Annotated in this window: 9 protein-coding genes and 1 pseudogene; 8 read left to right on the top strand and 2 right to left on the bottom strand. The window is 67.7% G+C overall.

What is annotated here, in order from left to right; all coding sequences use genetic code 11:
- Nucleotides 1-68: 68 nt before the first annotated feature.
- Nucleotides 69-1,815: pseudogene (locus ACZ7M3_RS49050) on the bottom strand (ThuA domain-containing protein).
- 20 nt (nt 1,816-1,835) lie between these two features.
- Nucleotides 1,836-4,706, bottom strand: coding sequence for a PQQ-dependent sugar dehydrogenase (locus ACZ7M3_RS49045; protein ID WP_472072813.1), 2,871 nt, complete (start codon nt 4,704-4,706; stop codon nt 1,836-1,838).
- Nucleotides 4,707-5,880: 1,174 nt separating this feature from the next.
- Between ACZ7M3_RS49045 and ACZ7M3_RS49040 the strand changes: the two genes are divergently transcribed.
- From ACZ7M3_RS49040 to ACZ7M3_RS49005, 8 genes are all read left to right on the top strand, one after another.
- Nucleotides 5,881-7,062: an ROK family transcriptional regulator gene (locus ACZ7M3_RS49040; protein WP_472072811.1), complete on the top strand. Its 1,182-nt coding sequence runs from the start codon at nt 5,881-5,883 to the stop codon at nt 7,060-7,062.
- 289 nt (nt 7,063-7,351) lie between these two features.
- A complete protein-coding gene (locus ACZ7M3_RS49035; protein ID WP_472072809.1) occupies nt 7,352-8,905 on the top strand; it encodes a sugar ABC transporter ATP-binding protein in 1,554 nt (517 codons plus the stop codon).
- Entirely contained in the window at nt 8,902-9,912 is a 1,011-nt protein-coding gene (locus ACZ7M3_RS49030) for an ABC transporter permease (protein ID WP_351311521.1), read from the top strand. Before ACZ7M3_RS49035 ends, ACZ7M3_RS49030 begins: the two co-directional genes overlap by 4 nt.
- Nucleotides 9,913-9,939: 27 nt before the next feature.
- Entirely contained in the window at nt 9,940-10,989 is a 1,050-nt protein-coding gene (locus ACZ7M3_RS49025; protein ID WP_472072807.1) for a substrate-binding domain-containing protein, read from the top strand.
- 94 nt (nt 10,990-11,083) lie between these two features.
- Complete coding sequence (locus ACZ7M3_RS49020; RefSeq protein ID WP_472072805.1) at nt 11,084-12,295, top strand: Gfo/Idh/MocA family protein; 1,212 nt, start codon at nt 11,084-11,086, stop codon at nt 12,293-12,295.
- Entirely contained in the window at nt 12,292-13,185 is an 894-nt protein-coding gene (locus ACZ7M3_RS49015) for a sugar phosphate isomerase/epimerase family protein (RefSeq protein ID WP_472072803.1), read from the top strand. The genes ACZ7M3_RS49020 and ACZ7M3_RS49015 overlap by 4 nt, the downstream gene beginning before the upstream one ends.
- A gap of 200 nt (nt 13,186-13,385) precedes the next feature.
- A complete protein-coding gene (locus ACZ7M3_RS49010) occupies nt 13,386-14,906 on the top strand; it encodes a sigma-70 family RNA polymerase sigma factor (protein WP_472072801.1) in 1,521 nt (506 codons plus the stop codon).
- A gap of 844 nt (nt 14,907-15,750) precedes the next feature.
- Nucleotides 15,751-20,022 carry a discoidin domain-containing protein gene (locus tag ACZ7M3_RS49005; protein ID WP_472072799.1) on the top strand — a complete coding sequence of 1,424 codons (4,272 nt, stop codon included), beginning with the start codon at nt 15,751-15,753 and terminating at the stop codon, nt 20,020-20,022.
- Nucleotides 20,023-20,026: the final 4 nt, after the last annotated feature.

Raw genomic sequence — 20,026 nt, 5'->3', positions numbered from 1 at the left:
CGTGCCGGGGGCGTGAGCCGCAGCCCCGGCACGGGCACGTTCTGAGGACTACAGGTCAGAAGCGACGCTCATGACGGCAGGGTCCACTGCTGGTTGGCCTTGCCGTGGCAGGTCCACAGGTGGATGTGGGTTTCGTCGCCGCAGGTGTCACCTTCGGCGTCCAGGCACTTGCCGGAGTTCGGATTGCGGACGGTGCCGTCGCTCTGCGGCTCCCACTGCTGAGCGACGGTGTCGTTGCAGTGGTACAGCTGGATCTTCGTGCCGTCGTCGGTACTGGCCCACTGGACGTCGAGGCACTTGCCCAGCGCACGGATCGTGCCGTCCCCGGGAAGCGTCCACTGCTGCGCGGCCGTGTTGTTGCAGCCGTACAGCTGCACCTGGGTCTCGTCGTCGTCCTTGCCTCCCGCCACATCCATGCACCTGCCGTTCACGCCCCTCACCTCACCGGTGCGTGAATTGGTCGTCCTGACACGGACGTTGCGGAACGAGGCCCGGTCTGCGTCACTGTGGTTCTGCAGGCCGACATATCCTTGCTGGAGGCTGCGCGCGGGGTCGGTGTTGGTGAAGTCGTTGATCTTCACACCGTTGAGGAAGACCTCCAAGTGCTCGCCGGTGACACGGATCTCGAAGGTGTTCCATTCGCCGGGAGGATTGAGCGCCTTGTCCCGGGCGGCGGTGTCGGGCGCCTTGAAGCCGTACACGGCCCCCGTCGTGCGGTCCGGGCTGTCGGTGGCGTCGATCTGTATCTCGTACCCGTTGTTCACGGCGGACCAGGGATCGTCGGAGGCCGGGAAACCGACGAAGATCCCCGAGTTGGCATCGCCGTCCATCCGCCAGTCGGCCTTGATGGAGTAGTCGCCCTTCAGTTCCTGCGCGTCGTACCAGAACAGGCCCATGCCCCCCCTTCGAGGTGAGGGTGCCGTCGGCGAGGTCGAAGGAGCCGGGCCCGGCCTGCTTCCAGCCCGTCGTGCTGCTGCCGTCGAACAGTGACTGGTAGCCGTTCTCCGGGCGGCAGTCCGCCTGGGCCATGCCCGCCGCCCAGCGGATGCCGCCGAGCAACTGCTGCTGGAAGGCGGGTTCGGAGTAAGAGGCGTCGGTGTGGCCGAGGCCTGTGTAGAAGGAGCGGCCGCCCTCGTAGTTCTGGCACCAGGTGATCGGATGGTCACCGGACATGTTCCCGCCCGAGTAGCTGGACTCGTCCAGCGAGGCGAGGACGTGCGCGGTGGACCGGGGGTTGGTGCGGTAGTTGTACCACTCGTCGAACCGCTCCCAGGTGCTGCCGAGATGCGCGGTTGCGGGGTGCGCCCGGTCCTCAACGTTGATCTTGGCGTTCTGCTGGTCGGGGTGCGACTGGAACCAGGCTCCGACGAGTTTGCCGTAGAACGGCCAGTCGTACTCGGTGTCGGCGGCGGCGTGGATGCCCACGAAGCCGCCCCCGCCTCGGATGTAGCTCTCGAAGGCGTTCTGCTGGTTCGTGTCGAGAACGTCGCCGGTGGTCGACAGGAACACGACTGCCTTGTACTGGCCGAGGTTGTCGGCGGTGAAGGCCCCGGCGTCCTCCGTTGCGTCCACGGTGAAGTTGTTCGCCGACCCCAGCCCCCGCAGTGTGGAGATACCGGCGTCGATGGACGAGTGCCTGTAGCCGGCCGTCTTGGAGAAGACGAGCACCTTGTACGCCGGGTCAGCGGCAGGCGTGGTGGCCCGGACGGACTCAGTCGGCTTGACCGGCTCGGCGAGGGCGAACCCGGGGGACGCCGCGACGCACAGCAGGGCGCCCGACAGCCAGCACGCGGTCCTGGTGAGGCTCATGCGCATGATGTCCTGCTCCCTTCCGGCTACGGCAGCGTCCACTGTTGGTTGGCCTTGCCGTGGCAGGTCCACAGGTGGATGTGGGTTTCGTCGCCCCAGGTGTCACCTTCGGCGTCCAGGCACTTGCCGGAGTTCGGGTTACGGACGGTGCCGTCGCTCTGCGGCTCCCACTGCTGAGCGACGGTGTCGTTGCAGTGGTACAGCTGGATCTTCGTGCCGTCGTCCATGCCGGCCCACTGGACGTCGAGGCACTTGCCCAGCGCACGGATCGTGCCGTCCCCGGGAAGCGTCCACTGCTGCGCGGCCGTGTTGTTGCAGCCGTACAGCTGCACCTGGGTCTCGTCGTCGTCCTTGCCTCCCGCCACATCCATGCACTTGCCGTTCACGCCCCTCACCTCACCGGTGTGCGCGCCGCCGGACCCGTCTGCCATGAAATCGAAGTCGTCGACGTCGAAGAGGGCCCCGCTGCCGCCCTTGAAGACCAGGTAGATCTTGGTGGTCTGGTCGGGCACGTCCTTCAGCGTCGTCTCCGCATCCGCGAAGTTCTCCCAGCCACCGGTCGGCTTCACCTCGATCGAGCCGTGCAGCGGACCGGTCGGGGAGCCGGTGTGCAGCTCCAGCGTGCCGCCGGCGCCACCCGATGAGACTCGGACCTTGAGCTTGGTCGCTCCCGTGAGCCGGTACGGGTCGAAGGAGATCCAGTCGCCGTCGTGGATGTCTCCGACGGTCCTGCCGCCGTGGGCGGCGGCCTTGTCATACAGCTTCAGGTTGCCGCTCTGGGTGGTGAAGTGCTCGGCCTGGCGGTGATACGGCTGGAGGATGACCTGGCTCCTGCCGGTCAGGGGCGTCTGGCCGCCCGCGCCGTTGTCGGTGTACTCGGCTCCCACGATGCCGAAGATGTTGGCGTCCTGGTCGTGTTCGCCGTCCTTGGGCGGTGTCATGGTGCCTTCGCAGCCCTGGAGCCTGCTCAGCTCGTGGGCGTGGCTGTCGTGTCCGAGGCTGAAGCGGACGGTGACCTTGGAGCAGTCGATGTCCGGCTCCTCGGGGTCGGTCACCTTGACCTTGAAGGGGAGCGGATCGCCGAACTCGTACAAGGAGCCGTTGACGGGCGTGATGATCTGCACGGTCGGCTTGGTGTTGCCCACGACGACGCGCACGTTCGCGCTGCCCACGTGTCCCTCGGGGTCCGTGGCGGTGAAGGTGGCCTGGTAGGTGCCGTTCTTCTCGTACGTGTGGGTGGGGTTCAGCCCGTCGCCCTTGGTGCCGTCCCCGAAGTCCCAGGCGTAGGTGAGGTCCTGGCTGTCGCCGTCTTTCGCCGTACCCGTGAAGGAGACCTTCAGCGGGGCCACCCCGTCGGTGTGGTCGGCGCTCACCTGGGCGATCGGGGTGAGCCCGTCCTTCGCGTACTCGACGCGGTACAGCGCGGAGTTGGCGTCACCGCCGAAGCTTCCGGTGCCGTAGTCCAGGACATACAGCGCGCCGTCCGGGCCGAAGGCCATGTCCATGACCTGGGTTCCGGTCCACGGAAAGTCATTGATCTTCTGGACGGTGCCGTCGTCGCCCTGCTCGATCGTCTTGATCCAGCGGCGCCCGAACTCGCCCGCGAAGAAGTTCCCGTCGTACTCCTGGGGGAACTTCACCGACGAGGTGGAGTTCTCGTCGTAGCGGTAGACGGGACCCGCCATGGGCGACTCGGAGCCGCCGTCGCCGAACTCGGGAACGGAGCCGCCGTCGTACGGGATCCAGGCCGGCTGCGCGGGCGGCAGGTCGGTGAGGCCTGTGTTGAACCTCGAGTCGTTCCTGGGGGCGTCGCAGTCGAACTTCGAGCCCGACTTGCCGGTGGCGAAGTCGTAGTCGACGTAGGCGTCGTTCTTGCCGGTACAGAACGGCCAGCCGAAGTTGCCCGGCTTCGTGATCCGGTCGAACTCGACCTGGCCGCCGGGACCGCGATCCAGGTTGGCCGCTCCGGCGTCGGGGCCGTAGTCGCCTACGTAGACCACGCCGGTCTGCTTGTCGACGCTCATCCGGAAGGGATTGCGGAAGCCCATGGCGTAGATCTCGGGCCGGGTCTTGTCGGTGCCCTTGGGGAACAGGTTGCCGTCGGGGACGGTGTAGGAGCCGTCGGCAGCGACCTTGATGCGCAGGATCTTGCCGCGCAGGTCGTTTGTGTTGCCGGCGGAGCGGCGGGCGTCGAAGGCCGGGTTGCGGTTCGGACTCTCGTCGATGGGGGTGTAGCCGTCGGAGGCGAAGGGGTTGGTGTCGTCGCCGGTCGACAAGTAGAGGTTGCCGTCCTTGTCGAAGTCGATGTCACCACCTACGTGGCAGCACAGCCCACGGCTGGCCGAGACGTCGAGGACCTTCTTCTCGCTGTCCAGGTCGAGGGTGCCGTCGTCGTTCAGGACGAACCGGGAGAGGCGGTTGACGCCGTCGAACTTCTTGAAGTCGTCGTCGCTCCCGGAGCTCGGGGCGTCGTCGTTGGCGGGGGTGTCGAGCTTGGGCGCGTAGTAGAGGTAGATCGCCCGGTTGTTCGCGAAGTCCGGGTCCACGGCAACGCCCTGAAGCCCCTCCTCGTCGTGCGAGTAGACATCGAGCTTGCCGGCGACGCTGGTCGAGCCCGCCTGGTCGGTGAGGAACAGGGTCCCGTCGCGCGAGGTGTGCAGGACGCTGCGGTCCGGCAGTACGGCCAGTGACATGGGCTCGCCGACCTGGTCCGGGCCCTTGGCCAGGGGGATTTGAACGAAGGTCGGATCGGCGGCGGCACTGGCTGCCTTGCCGTCGTGGGCTTCGTGGCCCGCGTGGGCAACAGCCGCGGTGGGCGTGACCACCGCGAGGAGCAGCCCGGCGAGCAGGGCTGTGCCTCGGCGGCGCCGGGTGAGTGGGGGGCGTTCTCGATGCACGGGTCGTCCTCCGTGTCAGGGGTGGAAGCCGGCGCCCATGGGGTGCACGGCACAGGCGAGTGAGTTCGTCGGGAACGTAGCCCCCTTTCTCCTGCCCTAAAAGAGCTTGCGCAGAAGAAGAGCAAACTTTTTCCGGTCCGAGGACAAAGGGTTGGGCATGCTGGAATGCCCCGCCGACTCTGGCTCTTCCAGCGGGGCTGGGTAGTTGGGATTCGCGCACCGACTCACCACTCAAGCGGCCCTGGTGGCGCCCAGATGCTCGACTCCCGTCGGCTCCCCGCTACCTGCGCAAGCGACGTCGCGCCGGCATGATGCGCCTGCGACGGGATTTCGGCAGGAACACAGCGGGATCCGTGCCGTGCTGTGCGTCGGGCGACGCGGTCGGCTCGGTGCGCCCGGTCCGTGGAGCGCGATCATTCCGGCCGTCGGCCGGGGCGGAATCGACCGCCTGGGCAGCCGGTACACCGTTGAGACCGACGGCCACGGTCCTCTCACCGGCCGCGGACTTGATGACCTTGACTTCGACCTCGTGGGCCTTACCGGTCAGGGTCCTGTCCGCCCGCCGCCCATGGGTGCCCAGGGAGCCACTCTTGGGGTTCACCATCAGGACCTCACCCGCCGCTGGTCGGCCTTGCCCGCGGCGGCCGCCGGGTATGAAGCCGCTGGCTGCGGCCAGGGCGGGAGAGGTACAGACGGTTGATACGAGCCGGGTGCGCTGTCGTACACGCATAGAGGGAAGGTCCTTCCGGTTGTTCGGCCGCTAGCGGGACGCGGGGTTGGGGGCTTCGCTCGGCTGGCCGAGCACAGGGCGCTACGTCACTTGATGCGCACGAGCGCCCCTGAGACGTCGTTGCCTTTAATGAACGCGCAGGTTTCCGACCGTCCCGCCGCGTTACCTACTCGTTATCCGGGCGCTTCACGGCGGGCCGATCCCGTCAACTCGGCGACGCCTTCCAAGCAGACGCGTCCCACGTAACGCCGACTGCCGTTCTCCGACTTGCGGCCGACGACAGCAGGGGCGCGAGGCGGTGCAACGCGACACCTTTGTCCTCTGAGAAGAAAAAGACTGCGGGATACCCGCTCAACTTCTTCCCCTGAAACGTCAATCGCTGCTACGTTCCACCGCGGAAGAAACCGAAGGCCGGACATCGGCGGGAGGGGCGACGTGAGGCGCATGACGGCACGGCCGGCCAACTCACATCAGGCGCGCATACTCAGGTTGTTGCGTGATGAAGGCCCCAACTCCCGTGCGCAGTTGGGTGAGCTGATGAATCTGTCCCGATCCAAACTCGCCGTCGAGGTGGACCGGCTCATGGAGACCGGGCTCGTGGTGAACGACGGACTCGCCGCTTCACGGGGCGGCCGCCGGTCGCACAACGTCCGGCTCGCCCCCGAACTCCGCTTCCTGGGCATCGACATCGGCGCCACCTCAGCCGATGTCGCCGTCACCAACGCCGAGTTGGAAGTCCTCAGCCACCTAAGTGAGCCGATCGACGTACGGGAAGGCCCTGTTGCCGTCTTCGAACGGGTCCTCGACATGGCTGGTAAGCTGAAGGCGGCCGGGCTCGCCGAGGGCTTCGACGGAGCCGGGGTGGGAATTCCCGGACCGGTGCGCTTCCCCGAGGGCGTCCCGGTAGCACCGCCGATCATGCCGGGCTGGGACAGCTTCCCCATCCGGGAGGCACTCAGCCAGGACCTCGGTTGCCCCGTCATGGTCGACAACGACGTGAACCTGATGGCCCTGGGGGAACAGCATGTGGGAGTCGCCAGGAGCGTCGAAGACTTCCTCTGCGTGAAGATCGGCACGGGCATCGGGTGCGGCGTCGTCGTAGGCGGTGAGGTGCACCGCGGCGTCACCGGGAGCGCCGGCGACATCGGCCATATCCAGGTCGATCCCCACGGGCATCCGTGTGCCTGTGGCAACAGGGGCTGTCTGGAGGCCCACTTCAGCGGGGCCGCGCTCGCCCGGAACGCGCTCGCGGCTGTCGAGTCCGGGCACGCAGGTGAACTGGCCGACCGGCTGGCCGCTTCGGGCACGCTCACCGCGGCCGACGTCGCTGCCGCGGCCGCGGCCGGTGACACCCTCGCCATTGATCTCATCCGGGAGGGCGGTGGCCTGGTCGGACAAGTCATCGCCGGCCTGGTGTCGTTCTTCAATCCCGGTCTGGTCGTCGTCGGCGGCGGGGTGACCGGCGTCGGACACCTCCTTCTCGCCGCCATCCGCACCCAGGTCTACCGCAGGTCCCTGCCTCTGGCGACCGGCAACCTCCCCATCGTCCTCAGCGAACTCGGCTCTCAGGCCGGGGTCATCGGCGCAGCCCGTCTGATCACCGACCGCGTCTTCTCCCCGGCCTGATCCCAACGAACCCGCCCCACCGTCCAAGTCCCCGCCGACGGTGGGGCGCCTGAACCCTCGCCTTTCACGCCCGCGCCTTGATACCCGGTGTGCTCGCCGGGCGCGAAACGACTCCCTCCACGGCGCCCCACACACCGTGAACGGCGAACAGCGCCGTCAGCGCATGCTGCCGCGTCCGCGTGCCTGAGCGGCCTTCGTATGGGACGTATCACTCACCACGCCTGCCTCATCCGCGCAGGACGCGCAGCGCCATGAACCGTGTGCCTCCACTGAACCGAGGAACCATCGCATGCCGCCAACACCCCATCTCACCACAACAGCCGACACCCCGGCTCCGCTGCTCAGGATGACCGGGATCACCAAGTCCTTCCCGGGCGTCCGTGCTCTCGACGGCGTCGACCTCACGGTCAACGCGGGCGAGGTCCACTGTCTTCTCGGACAGAACGGCGCGGGCAAATCCACCCTCATAAAAGTCCTGGCCGGTGCCCATCAACCCGACGACGGCGAGATCGTCTGGCGAGGGTCACCCACCCGGCTCAAGTCCCCGATCGCCGCCATGCGTCTCGGCATCGCGACCATCTACCAGGAACTCGACCTCGTCGAGCACCTCTCCGTGGCCGAGAACATCAGCCTCGGTCACGAACCGACGCGTGCCGGATTCGTCGTCCGCACCCGTGCCGCCGGCCAGAGCGCCGCTGCCCTGCTGGACAGGCTCGGCCACTCGGAGATCAACCCGGCGGCCCTGGTCGGTGAACTCTCCGCCGCACAGCAGCAGATCGTCTCGATGGCCCGCGCCCTGTCCCATGACGCACGTCTGATCGTGATGGACGAGCCGTCGGCGGCCCTGGACCCGGACGAGGTCCGCAACCTCTTCCGCATCGTCGACACCCTCACGGCCGACGGCGTCGCCGTCGTCTACATCTCGCACCGTCTGGAGGAGATCCGCCTGATCGGCGACCGCGTGACCGTCCTGAAGGACGGCCGTTCCGTTGCCGACGGTCTGCCGGCCCGGTCCACTCCCACCCGCGACATCGTCGCACTCATGACAGGCCGCGCCGTGGAACATGTCTTCCCCCCACGCGCTGCCATGCCCGTCACTTCCGATGTGCCGCCCGCACTCGCTGTCGAAGCGCTGTGCCGCCAGGGGGAGTTCGAGGCGGTCGACTTCCGGCTCCGACCAGGGGAGATCGTCGGCCTGGCCGGCCTGGTGGGATCCGGCCGCTCCGAGATCCTGGAGACCGTGTACGGCGCCCGCAGGCCGACTGCCGGCCGGGTGTTCGTGGACGGCGAGGAGATCCGGCCCGGTGACGTCCGCGCCGCCGTTCGCGCTGGCATCGGTCTGGCTCCCGAGGAACGCAAGACGCAGGCCCTGCTGATGCTGGAGTCCGTCACTCGCAACGTCTCCGTGTCCACCCTCCGCAGATTCTCTCGCCTCGGCTGGATACACCGAGCCGCGGAGCGTACCGCCGCGCAACAGGTCACCCGTGACCTCGCGCTTCGCCCGGACAACCCGGACACCCAGGTCAAGAACCTCTCCGGCGGCAACCAACAGAAGGCCGTCCTGGCGCGTTGGCTGCTCCGGGGTTGCCGCGTCCTGCTCCTGGACGAACCCACCCGCGGCGTCGACATCGGAGCCCGCGCCGAGCTGTACGCCGTGATCCGGCGCCTGGCCGACGAGGGCCTGGCCGTCCTCATGGTCTCCAGCGAGATCCCTGAGGTCCTCGGCCTCGCCGACCGCGTTCTCGTGCTTCGCGAGGGCCGCGTCGTGCACACCGCCCCCGCCCGCGAACTGGACGAACACCGCGTACTCGATCTCGTACTCGAAGGGAACCACGCATCATGACGCAGTCCGCGGCCGCACCCGCCGCAGAGAAGCCCGCTCCCGTGGCGCCGCCGCCGCGTCGGCCCGCGCTCGGCCTCCGGCTCGATGTGCGTACTCTGTCGCTGCTCGGCGTGCTCGCGATCCTCGTGCTCGTCGGCGGAGTCACCAAGCCGGACGAGTTCCTCGCCGTGAGCAACCTTCAACTCGTGCTCACCCAGGCTTCGGTGATCGGCGTGGTCACGGTCGGCATGACCTTTGTGATCATCAGCGGTGGGATCGACCTGTCGGTGGGCGCGATCGTGGCACTGGCCTCGGTGTGGGCGACCACGGTCGCCACCCAGGACTTCGGATCCGCCGGAGTCCTGTTCACAGCGATCGTGGTGGGTCTGGGCTGCGGTCTGGTCAATGGCGTGCTGATCGCCTACGGCAGGATGGTCCCGTTCATCGCCACCCTCGCCATGTTCGCCTCGGCCCGTGGTCTCGCCCTGCAGATCACCGACGGGCGCACCCAGGTGGTGACCATCCGCGGCATCCTCGATCTGGGCAACAAAGACGCGTATGTCCTTGGCGTGCCGCCCCTCGTGATCGTCTTCGCGGTGGTCGTCGTCATCGGCTGGCTGCTGCTGAACCGTACGACGTTCGGACGACGCACCGTCGCCATCGGCGGCAACCCGGAAGCCGCCCGGCTCGCCGGCATCGACGTCCGCCGCCAGCGCGTCTACCTGTACCTGCTGTCCGGTCTGTGCTGCGGCATCGCCGCCTTCCTGCTGATCATCCTGTCCGGATCGGGCCAGAACACCAACGGCAATCTCTACGAACTCGACGCCATCGCCGCAGCCATCATCGGCGGCACCCTGCTCAGCGGCGGCCGCGGCACCATCACCGGCTCCGTCCTCGGTGTCCTGATCTTCACCACGATCACCAACATCTTCGCGCTCAACAACCTCCAGAGCGCGACCCAGCAGATCGCCAAGGGCGCGATCATCGTCGCCGCCGTCCTCGTTCAGCGCCGCACTGCCCACGAGTAGAGCGCCACGCCAAGGAGACACAGAAACATGGCACAGCAAGTGAACACCACCCGCAGAGGACTGCTCTTCGGTACCGCCGCCGTGTCGGCCGGCGCGCTGCTCACCGCATGCACCTCCAACGATGCCGGCGACTCCAAAGGCGGCTCGGCCGAACAGGCCCCCCTCGCCGACGACAAGGCCGGCAAGCACGTCACCATCGGGTTCGCCGGCCCGCAGGCCGACCACGGCTGGCTCAACGCCATCAACGTCAACGCCCGCGACCGCGCCAAGAGGTACAAGGACGTCTCGCTGGAGATCACCGAGGGCTCGAACGACACCGCCACTCAGATCGGCCAGGTCGAGACCCTCATCAACAAGAAGGTCGACGTCCTGGTGATCCTGCCTGCCGACGGCAAGGCACTCACCCAGGTCGGGCTCAAAGCCATGCGCGCCGGCATACCGGTCGTCAACCTGGACAGGATTTTCAACTCACCCCAGGCGTACCGCTGTTGGATCGGAGGCGACAACTACGGCATGGGCCTCAACGCCGGCCGCTACATCGGCGAGAGGCTCAAGGGCAAGCAGAACGCCCGTGTCGTCGAACTCGCCGGGCTCGACAGCCTGGAGCTGACCAGGCAGCGCACCAAGGGTTTCGACGACGCTCTGAAGAACTACCCGAACATCAAGAAGGTCGCCCGCCAGGCCGCTGAGTTCACGGTCGAGTCCGGCCAGTCCAAGATGGCGGCGCTGCTCCAGGCCAACAAGCACTTCGACGCATTGTGGAACCACGACGACGACCAGGGCGTCGGCGCGCTGCGCGCCATCGAGCAGGTCGGGCGGGACGACTTCTTCATGGTCGGCGGCGCGGGAGCGCTCCCCGCCTTCCAGGCGATCAAGGCCGACAGCGGCGTCCTGAAGGCGACCGTCCTCTACCCGCCGACCATGGCCGCCTCGGCCATCGACCTGGCGCGGGCGCTCGGACAGGGCAAGGGGATCGGAGGCATGGCGGAGTTCGAGGTCCCCTCTTCCGTCACCCTCTACTCGGCAGTCGTCGACAAGGAGAACGTCGACCGTTACATGCCGACCGGCTTCAACTAGATCGCTCCGAGGACTCACATCCATCGTCGCCGATGGTCGGGGCCGGCGTGCCGCACCGCGCCCGCCCCGACCGCGTCAAGGAGAACTCGCGCATATGGAATGCATCGTCGCCCGCAAGCCGCGACTCGGGATCGGCATGGTCGGCTACGCCTTCATGGGTGCCGTCCACTCGCAGGGCTGGCGCACGGCCGGCCGCGTCTTCGACCTTCCGAGCGAGCCACATCTGACCGCGGTGTGCGGCCGAAACCGGCAGGCGGCGCGCGCCGCCGCGGACAAGCTGGGCTGGGCATCCGCCGAGACCGACTGGCGGGACCTGATCAGACGCGACGACATCGATCTCGTCGACATCTGCACCCCGGGCGAAAGCCATGCGGAGATCGCCATCGCCGCGCTCGACGCCGGCAAGCACGTGCTGTGTGAGAAACCGCTGGCCAATACGGTCGAGGAGGCCGAGGCCATGGTCGCCGCGGCGGCACGCAACCCGGGCCGTATCGCCATGGTCGGATTCAACTACCGACGCACGCCCGCTCTTTCCCTGGCCCAGGCCATGATCGGGGCCGGTAGGCTCGGCGCGCTCCGGCACATCCGCCTCACTTATCTCCAGGACTGGCTGGTAGACCCCGACTTCCCCCTCACCTGGCGTCTGAGGCGCGAGACAGCCGGCTCCGGCGCCCTGGGTGATCTGGGATCGCACATCGTCGACCTCGCCCAGTTCCTGGTGGGCGAGCCGCTGGCCGGCGTCACCGCGCTCACGACGACCTTCGTGCCCGAACGCCCCGTCCTGGCAGGCGCGTCAGCGGGACTCACCACCTCCCCAGAAGTCGACCGCGGCCAAGTCACCGTCGACGACGCCGCCCTGTTCACCGGCCGCTTCCCGTGCGGCGCACTCGCCTCCTTCGAGGCCACCCGCTTCGCCCAAGGCCGCAAGAACGCACTGCGGCTCGAGGTCAACGGGGAGGGCGGCTCTCTCTTCTTCGACCTGGAGCGCCTCAACGAACTCCACTTCTACGACGGCACGGCACCCGGAGCCGAAGCGGGTTTCCGCCGCATTCTGGTGACCGAACCCGACCATCCCTACCTCGCCGCCTGGTGGCCCCCTGGCCACGGACTCGGCTACGAGCACACGTTCGTCCACCAGGCCCGTGACCTTGTTCAGGCTGTCGCCGACGGCACCCGGCCCTCCCCGTCGTTCGCCGACGGGCTCCAAGTGCAGCGGGTGCTCGCCGCCGTCGAGGACAGTGCTTCCAAGGACAGCGTCTACACACCCGTCTCCCCTTCCAAAGACGGAGAAGGACGTGCGTCATGACCCATCGTTTCACTCTCTTCACCGGTCAATGGGCGGACCTGCCTCTTGAGGAGGTCTGCAAGATCGCCCGGGATGCCGGGTTCGACGGCCTGGAACTCGCCTGCTGGGGTGACCACTTCGAAGTGGGCAAGGCTCTCTCCGACCCGGCCTATCTGGACTCCCGTCGCAGGCTTCTGGAGAAGGACGGCCTGAAATGCTGGGCCATCTCCAATCACCTGGTCGGACAAGCCGTCTGTGACGCGATCATCGACGAGCGTCACCAGGCCATTCTCCCGCCCCAGATCTGGGGCAACGGTGACGCCGAGGGAGTCAGGCAGCGGGCGGCCGCCATGATGAAGGACACGGCACGCGCGGCGGCCGCTTTCGGCGTCGACACCATACTCGACGTCTTTGAGGCGGAAGGCGTCCGCTTCGCCAACGAGGTGCATCCCCGTGAGATCGCCTACGCCTACTGGACCACCGACCGTGCCCTGCGCGCCGTGGACCACCGTCCCGGCTTCGGCCTCAACTTCGACCCATCGCACTTCGTCTGGCAGGACATCGACCCGGCAGGTTTCCTCTACGACTTCCGTGACCGCATCTACCACGTCGACAGCAAGGACGCCCGCAAACGCCTCGCCGGCCGTAACGGACGCCTTGACTCCCACCTGCCCCGGGACCACCCACGACGTGGCTGGGGCTTCGTCTCCGTGGGCCACGACGACGTGCGCTGGGAGGACATCTTCCGCATGCTCCGCTTCATCCGATACGACGGCCCCGTTTCCGTCGAATGGGAAGACGTCGGCATGGACCGGCTCCACGGCGCTCCGGAGGCGCTGGCCCGTCTGAAGGCGTACGACTTCAGTCCACCGTCCTCCTCTTTCGACGCGGCCTTCGGGGGAAGCCGCTGAGCGGGCCCTCGCCGGAATCGATGTTCGCGCGGCAGTACATCTCCGCGTTGCCGAAGTCCGCACCGGGTACACACGCTGCACCTCGCTCACAAAAGTCATGTTATCTGGCGCTATTTATAGATAATCGCTTCCCAATCTTCACAACAGGCACCACACTGTCTCCCGCATCACGACCGACGCACTCCCCGGGGGACGAACCCATGCCGGCATCTGACGGAGAACTGACCCGCGCCATCCGGGAGTCAGGACGGCACAGCGACAGCGCGGCCGGTGCCCTCGATGAGCTCTACCGCCGACACCGCCCGGCCGTCCTCGCCTACGCGCGCACCTGCTGCCGCGATGGACACACCGCCGAGGACCTGGCGTCCGAAGCCTTCGCCCGCACCCTGCAGGCGGTACAGGCCGGCCGCGGTCCCGAGTCCGCGTGGCGCCCGTACCTCCTGTCAGTGGTCCGCCGTACCGCCGCCGACTGGGCGGCCACCGCCCGCCGCACCGCCCTTTCACCGGACTTCGAACGCTGGATGGAGTCCGCCCCGGTCGAAGAGAGCGGCGAGGAGCGTGTCCTGCGCCAGGAGGACGATGCCTTGCTCGTGCGCGGCTTCCGCTCCTTGCCGGAACGCTGGCAGGCGGTGCTGTGGCACACGGTCGTCGAGGGCGAGTCGGCCGAGCAGGTCGGCGCGCTCCTCGGTATCAGCCCCAGCGGAGTCGGCTCGCTGGCCGCCCGTGCCCGCGAGGGCCTGCGCAAGGCCTACCTCACGGCACACATCGAGTCCGTCGAGTCCGCGGACCAGCCGGAGTGCCGGCACTACAGCGGTCTCCTCGCGACCGCCATACGCCGCCCCGGCGGACGGCCCAACAAGGACCTGACCCGACACCTCGACGGATGTGCCGACTGCCGCCGCGCCATGATGGAACTGACCGACCTCAACGAGCGCCTGCGGATCGTCCTGCCCGGCGCGCTGCTGTTGTGGGCGGCCCCCGCGTACCTCACCTCCCGGCTGGCACAAACCGGCACAGCGGCCGGCGGCACCGGGCATGCCGCTGTCCACCCTCCGAAGTTCACGCTGAACCCGCTGGGCGCCGGCCTCGCGGCAGGAGCCGTGATAGCGGCGGCTGCAGGAGGCTTCCTGGTCCTGTCCGACTCAGGAAACGACACCCACACCGCAGCAGCGCCTGCCTCCGCACCCAGTCTCTCGCCCACACCCTCGAAGACCACCTCCCCGTCGCCGAGCCCGCCCCGCACCAGTCACCCGGTTCGCACGCGGACACCGACCCTTTCCAGTGACAGCAATCTCCCGCAGAGCGGCACGGTCACGGTCAACGGCGCGGTCCGGACCGGGCAGATGGTCTCCGGCGTCGCGGCCGACCTCTGCCTGGACAACCACTGGGCATCCGCCGCTGACGGATCGCCCATCACCATCTACCGCTGCAACGGCACCATCGCCCAGAAGGTGACCGTGACCAGCGACCACCGCCTCAAGATCCAGGACAAGTGTGTCGACGTCTCGGGCGGCGGCACTGCCAATGGCACGCCGGTCCAGCTGTTCTCCTGCAGCAGCGACAACCCCGCACAGGTCTGGATGCCGCAACCCGACGGCTCCCTCCTCAATCTCCAGTCGAACAAGTGCCTGGACGATCCCGGCGCCACCCTGCAGGAAGAAACACAGCTGCAGATCTTCGACTGCAACAAGACCGCCGCACAGCGCTGGCGCATCCCCTGACCATCCCCCTCGAACGTGGCATTCCGCCTGTACGGCGCTCCCTGGTTGGCAACTTCAAGAAGGTCTCTCCGTCGCCCGGGCCTGCCGTAACTGACACAGTTCCGTGCACCTCACGGGGCCGGCCCCGCCCGAGGATCAGCGCAAGTCCAGGCAATCAGCCCTCTCCCCCGCCCGCACCGGCACGCACGCACGCACGCACGGACAGTCGCACAAGGCCAGGCTCAGCGTGCACGCGGACGCTGCCGGACTTCCTGACTACTCGCCAGCAGAGTCAGCAAGAGGTCGGCAAGTGCCTGATCAGGCTTGGCTCTGTGCGATCTCGGCCTCGGTGGAATGGGCCGCGCACAGGCCGGAATCGAGCGGCCCAGGAGCACGCCGAGGACGAGGACTTTGCCGCGTCGGTAACCCACCACCCATGACGCATGGATCGCGCAAGAATTTGCGCACCTTGCGTTCACTTGCGGTCTCGGAGCGCAAGCCCGCAACCGCCGCCGACTCGCGGACCGGACTGGGCGGACCCGTAAAACCGGCCCCGACGCCTGCCATTTGACCGCTTCAGCTGCTCGGAAGTGGCGCCCGCGCCGCCATCACTCCTGAGTGATGGGTGCTTCTGGTGAATATTGTGCCGTTCCGGCTGTAGACCCATCCATGCGGCTCTGCAATATTTCGATGAAACGACGCAAAATACTGCCTCCCAGTGCCCATAACGCGGTGCCGAACGCACTGCACCCCGCTCCGCACCTCACCGCACAGTTCGCCCTGCACCTTTCTGCACCACTCCGCCAGGAATGAGCCGCCCTCGCCGCCCCACCGGCGCGCGAGCCTCCGCAGGAAGTGACCCCGCATGACTCGACACAAGCAGAGATCCACAAGACGCCGCGCAGCGACCGCCGCGCTCGCCTCCGCCGTCATGGTTCTGGGCCTGCCCGCCGTCGGCGCACACGCGGCCGGCGGCCCCCACGCCGCCGCGGACGCCGTGACCACGGCGGGCAGCACCCGCGGCGCACACGCCGCAGCCAACGTCACCGACGGTGACACCGACACCTACTGGCAGGCCGGAAAGAAGTCGGCCCAGTGGGTGCAGACCGACCTCGGGCGGACGAAGCGCGTCCGCCAGGTCGTGCTGCGGCTGCCCGAGGACTGGCAGACCCGCAAGCAGACGCTGGCGCTTCAAGGCAGCGCCGACGGAAAGAGCTTCGCCACGCTCAAGTCGTCGGCGCAGTACGTCTTCAGCCCCGGCAACGACAACACGGTGAAGGTCTCCCTTCCCGCGACTCTCGCCCGGTACGTACGGGCCGATTTCAGCGCCAACTCGGTTGCCGGCACCGCTCAGCTCGCCGAGATGCAGGTCCTCACAACGGCCGCCGCGACCCCCAACCTCGCCCAGGGCAAACCCTTCAGCGAGAGCGGGCACGCCGACGTCTACGGCGCTGCCAACGCCGGTGACGGCAACCGCACCACCTACTGGGAGAGCACGAACAACGCCTTCCCGCAGTGGCTCCAGGTCGACCTCGGCTCCTCGGTCAAGATCAACCAGGTGACGTTGCGGCTGCCCAGCGGCTGGCCGAGCCGCAGCCAGACCTTCAAGGTCCAGGGCTCGACCGACAATCAGAACTTCACCGACCTCACGGCCTCGAAGGCGTACACCTTCGACAGCACCAACGACCAGTCGACGACCATCAGCTTCGACACGACCACCACGCGATACGTGCGCGCGCTGTTCACCGCCAACACCGGCTGGCCCGCCGGGCAGGCGTCCGAGCTGGAGGTCTACGGACCGGCGACCGGCGACACCCAGGCACCCACCGCACCGTCCGACCTGGGCTACACCGAGCCGGCCACCGGGCAGATCAAGCTGACCTGGAGCGCGGCCACCGACGACACGGCCGTCACCGGCTACGACGTCTACGCCAACGGCCAGTTGCGGGCGAGCGTCGCCGGGAACGTCCTGACCTACACCGACACCCAGCCGACCGGCAGCGACATCACCTACTTCGTGCGGGCCAAGGACGCCGCGGGCAACGTCTCCGCCAACAGCAACAGCGTCACCCGCAAGGGATCGAGCGGCGACACCCAGGCCCCCACCGCACCCGGAAACCTCGCCTACACGCAGTCCGGCAACGACGTGAAGCTCACCTGGCAGGCGTCGAGCGACAACGTCCAGGTCACCGGCTACGACGTCTACGCCAACAACCAGGTCGTCAAGACCGTGGCGGGTGACGTCACGACGTACACCGACACTCCGTCGGCGGGGGCCACGGTCACCTACTACGTCAAGGCCAAGGACGCCGCCGGGAACGTGTCGGTGGCGAGCAACAGCGTCACCAGGACCGGTTCCGGCGCCGGTTCCGACCTCGCCCAGGGCAAGCCCATCGAGGCCTCCTCGTACACCTTCACCTACGTCGCCACGAACGCCAACGACGGGCAGACAGCGACCTACTGGGAGAGCGCGGGCGGTGCCTACCCGGCCACGCTCACCACCAAGCTGGGTGCCAACGCCGACCTCAGTCAGGTCGTCGTCAAGCTCAACCCCGATGCCGCCTGGTCCACGCGCACGCAGAACATCCAGGTGCTCGGCCGCGACCAGGACGCGACGGCGTTCACCAGCCTCGTGGCCGCGAAGGACTACACGTTCACCCCGGCGAGCGGCAACACGGTGACCATCCCGGTCTCCGGCTCCGCCGCCGACATCCAGCTCAAGTTCGCCTCCAACTCCGGTGCTCCGGGCGCTCAGGTCGCCGAGCTCCAGGTGATCGGCACCCCGGCTGCCAACCCGGACCTCAAGGTCACCGGCATCACCAACACACCCGCGGCCCCGGTCGAGTCGGATGCCATCAGTCTGTCGGCGACCGTCACCAACAGCGGCAGCAAGCCGTCCAAGGCAACCGACCTGAACTTCACGCTCGGCGGCACCAAGGCCGCCACCGCGGACGTCCCGGCCCTCGCGGCCGGCGATTCGACGACGGTCACGGCGAGCATCGGCACCCGGGATGCGGGCAGTTACCCGGTCGGCGCCGAGGTGGACCCGTCGAACAAGGTCATCGAGCAGAACGAGGGGAACAACGTCTTCACCCGCTCCGACGCCCTCGTCGTCAAACCGGTCTCCAGCTCCGACCTGGTCGCCGCACCGGTCGCCTGGACCCCGTCCAGCGCCTCGGCGGGCGACAACGTCACGTTCACCGTGGCGATCAAGAACCAGGGAACGGTGGCCTCGGCCTCCGGCGCCCACAACGTCACGCTGACGGTCCAGGACTCCAACGGCGCCACCGTCAAGACGCTCACCGGCTCCTACAGCGGCGCCATCGCGTCCGGCCAGACGACCGCACCGGTCGGCCTCGGCTCCTGGACGGCCGCCAACGGCAAGTACACCATCAAGACCGTCATCGCCGACGACGCCAACGAACTGCCGGTCAAGCGTGCCAACAACACCACCACGCAGGCCCTGTTCGTCGGCCGCGGCGCGGACATGCCGTACGACATGTACGAGGCCGAGGACGGCACCGTCGGCGGCGGCGCCAAGGTCGTCGGACCGAACCGCACGATCGGCGACATCGCGGGCGAGGCGAGCGGCCGCAAGGCGGTGACCCTCGCCGGGACCGGCCAGTACGTCGAGTGGACCACCCGGGCTGCCACCAACACCCTGGTGACCCGCTTCGAGATCCCGGACGGCACCGACACGACGCTCAATGTCTACGTGGACGGACAGTTCCTCAAGCCGATCGACCTCACGTCGAAGTACGCCTGGCTCTACGGCAACGAGACCTCTCCGGGCAACTCGCCCGGCTCCGGTGCCCCCCGCCACATCTACGACGAGGCGAACCTGCAGCTCGGCAGGACCGTTCCGGCCGGCTCCAAGATCCGTCTCCAGAAGGACGCGGCCAACACCTCCACCTACGCCATCGACTTCATCAACACCGAACAGGCGACAGCGATCCCGAACCCGGACCCGGCCGCCTACACGGTCCCGGCCGGCTTCTCCCACCAGGACGTGCAGAACGCGCTCGACAGGGTCCGCATGGACACCACGGGCAAGCTCGTCGGCGTCTACCTGCCCACCGGAGACTACGAGACCTCCAGCAAGTTCCAGGTCTACGGCAAGGCGGTCAAGGTCGTCGGAGCCGGGTCGTGGTTCACCCGCTTCCACGCACCCGCCTCGCAGGAGAACACCGACGTGGGCTTCCGGGCCGAGGCAACCGCCAACGGCTCGTCATTCACCGGCTTCTCCTACTTCGGCAACTACACGTCCCGGATCGACGGTCCGGGCAAGGTGTTCGACTTCTCCAACGTCTCGGGCATCACCATCGACGACACCTGGGTCGAGCACATGGTGTGCCTCTACTGGGGCGCCAACACCGACAACATGACCATCAAGAACTCCCGCATCCGCGACACCTTCGCCGACGGCATCAACATGACGAACGGTTCCACGGACAACCACGTGGTCAACAACGACGCCCGGGCCACGGGGGACGACAGCTTCGCGCTCTTCTCGGCGATCGACGCGGGCGGCGCCGACGAGAAGAACAACCTCTACGAGAACCTGACGTCGACGCTCACCTGGCGCGCGGCCGGTATCGCCGTCTACGGCGGCTACAACAACACCTTCCGCAACATCCGGGTCGCCGACACCCTGGTCTACTCCGGCATCACGATCTCCTCGCTGGACTTCGGCTACCCGATGAACGGCTTCGGGACCGATCCGACGACGATCGAGAACGTCTCCCTGGACAGAACGGGCGGCCACTTCTGGGGCTCGCAGGTCTTCCCGGCCATCTGGGCGTTCTCGGCCTCCAAGGTCTTCCAGGGCATCCGGGTCAACGACGTCGACATCGACGACTCCACCTACGGAGGCGTGATGTTCCAGACCAACTACGTCGGCGGCCAGCCGCAGTTCCCGGTGAAGGACACGATCTTCACCGACATCTCCATCACCAACTCCAAGAAGAGCGGAGACGCGTTCGACGCGAAGTCCGGGTGGGGCATCTGGGCCAACGAGCTGCCCGAACCCGGTCAGGGACCGGCCGTCGGTTCGGCCACCTTCGTCAACCTGCGGATGAGCGGCAACGCCCAGGACATCCGCAACACCACGTCCACCTTCACGATCAACGTCCAGTAGCTCC

This window comes from Streptomyces sp. NPDC111656 (assembly GCF_055656965.1).
The sequence above is the reverse complement of the archived record's forward strand: the minus strand, read 5'-3'. Positions and strand labels throughout refer to the sequence as shown.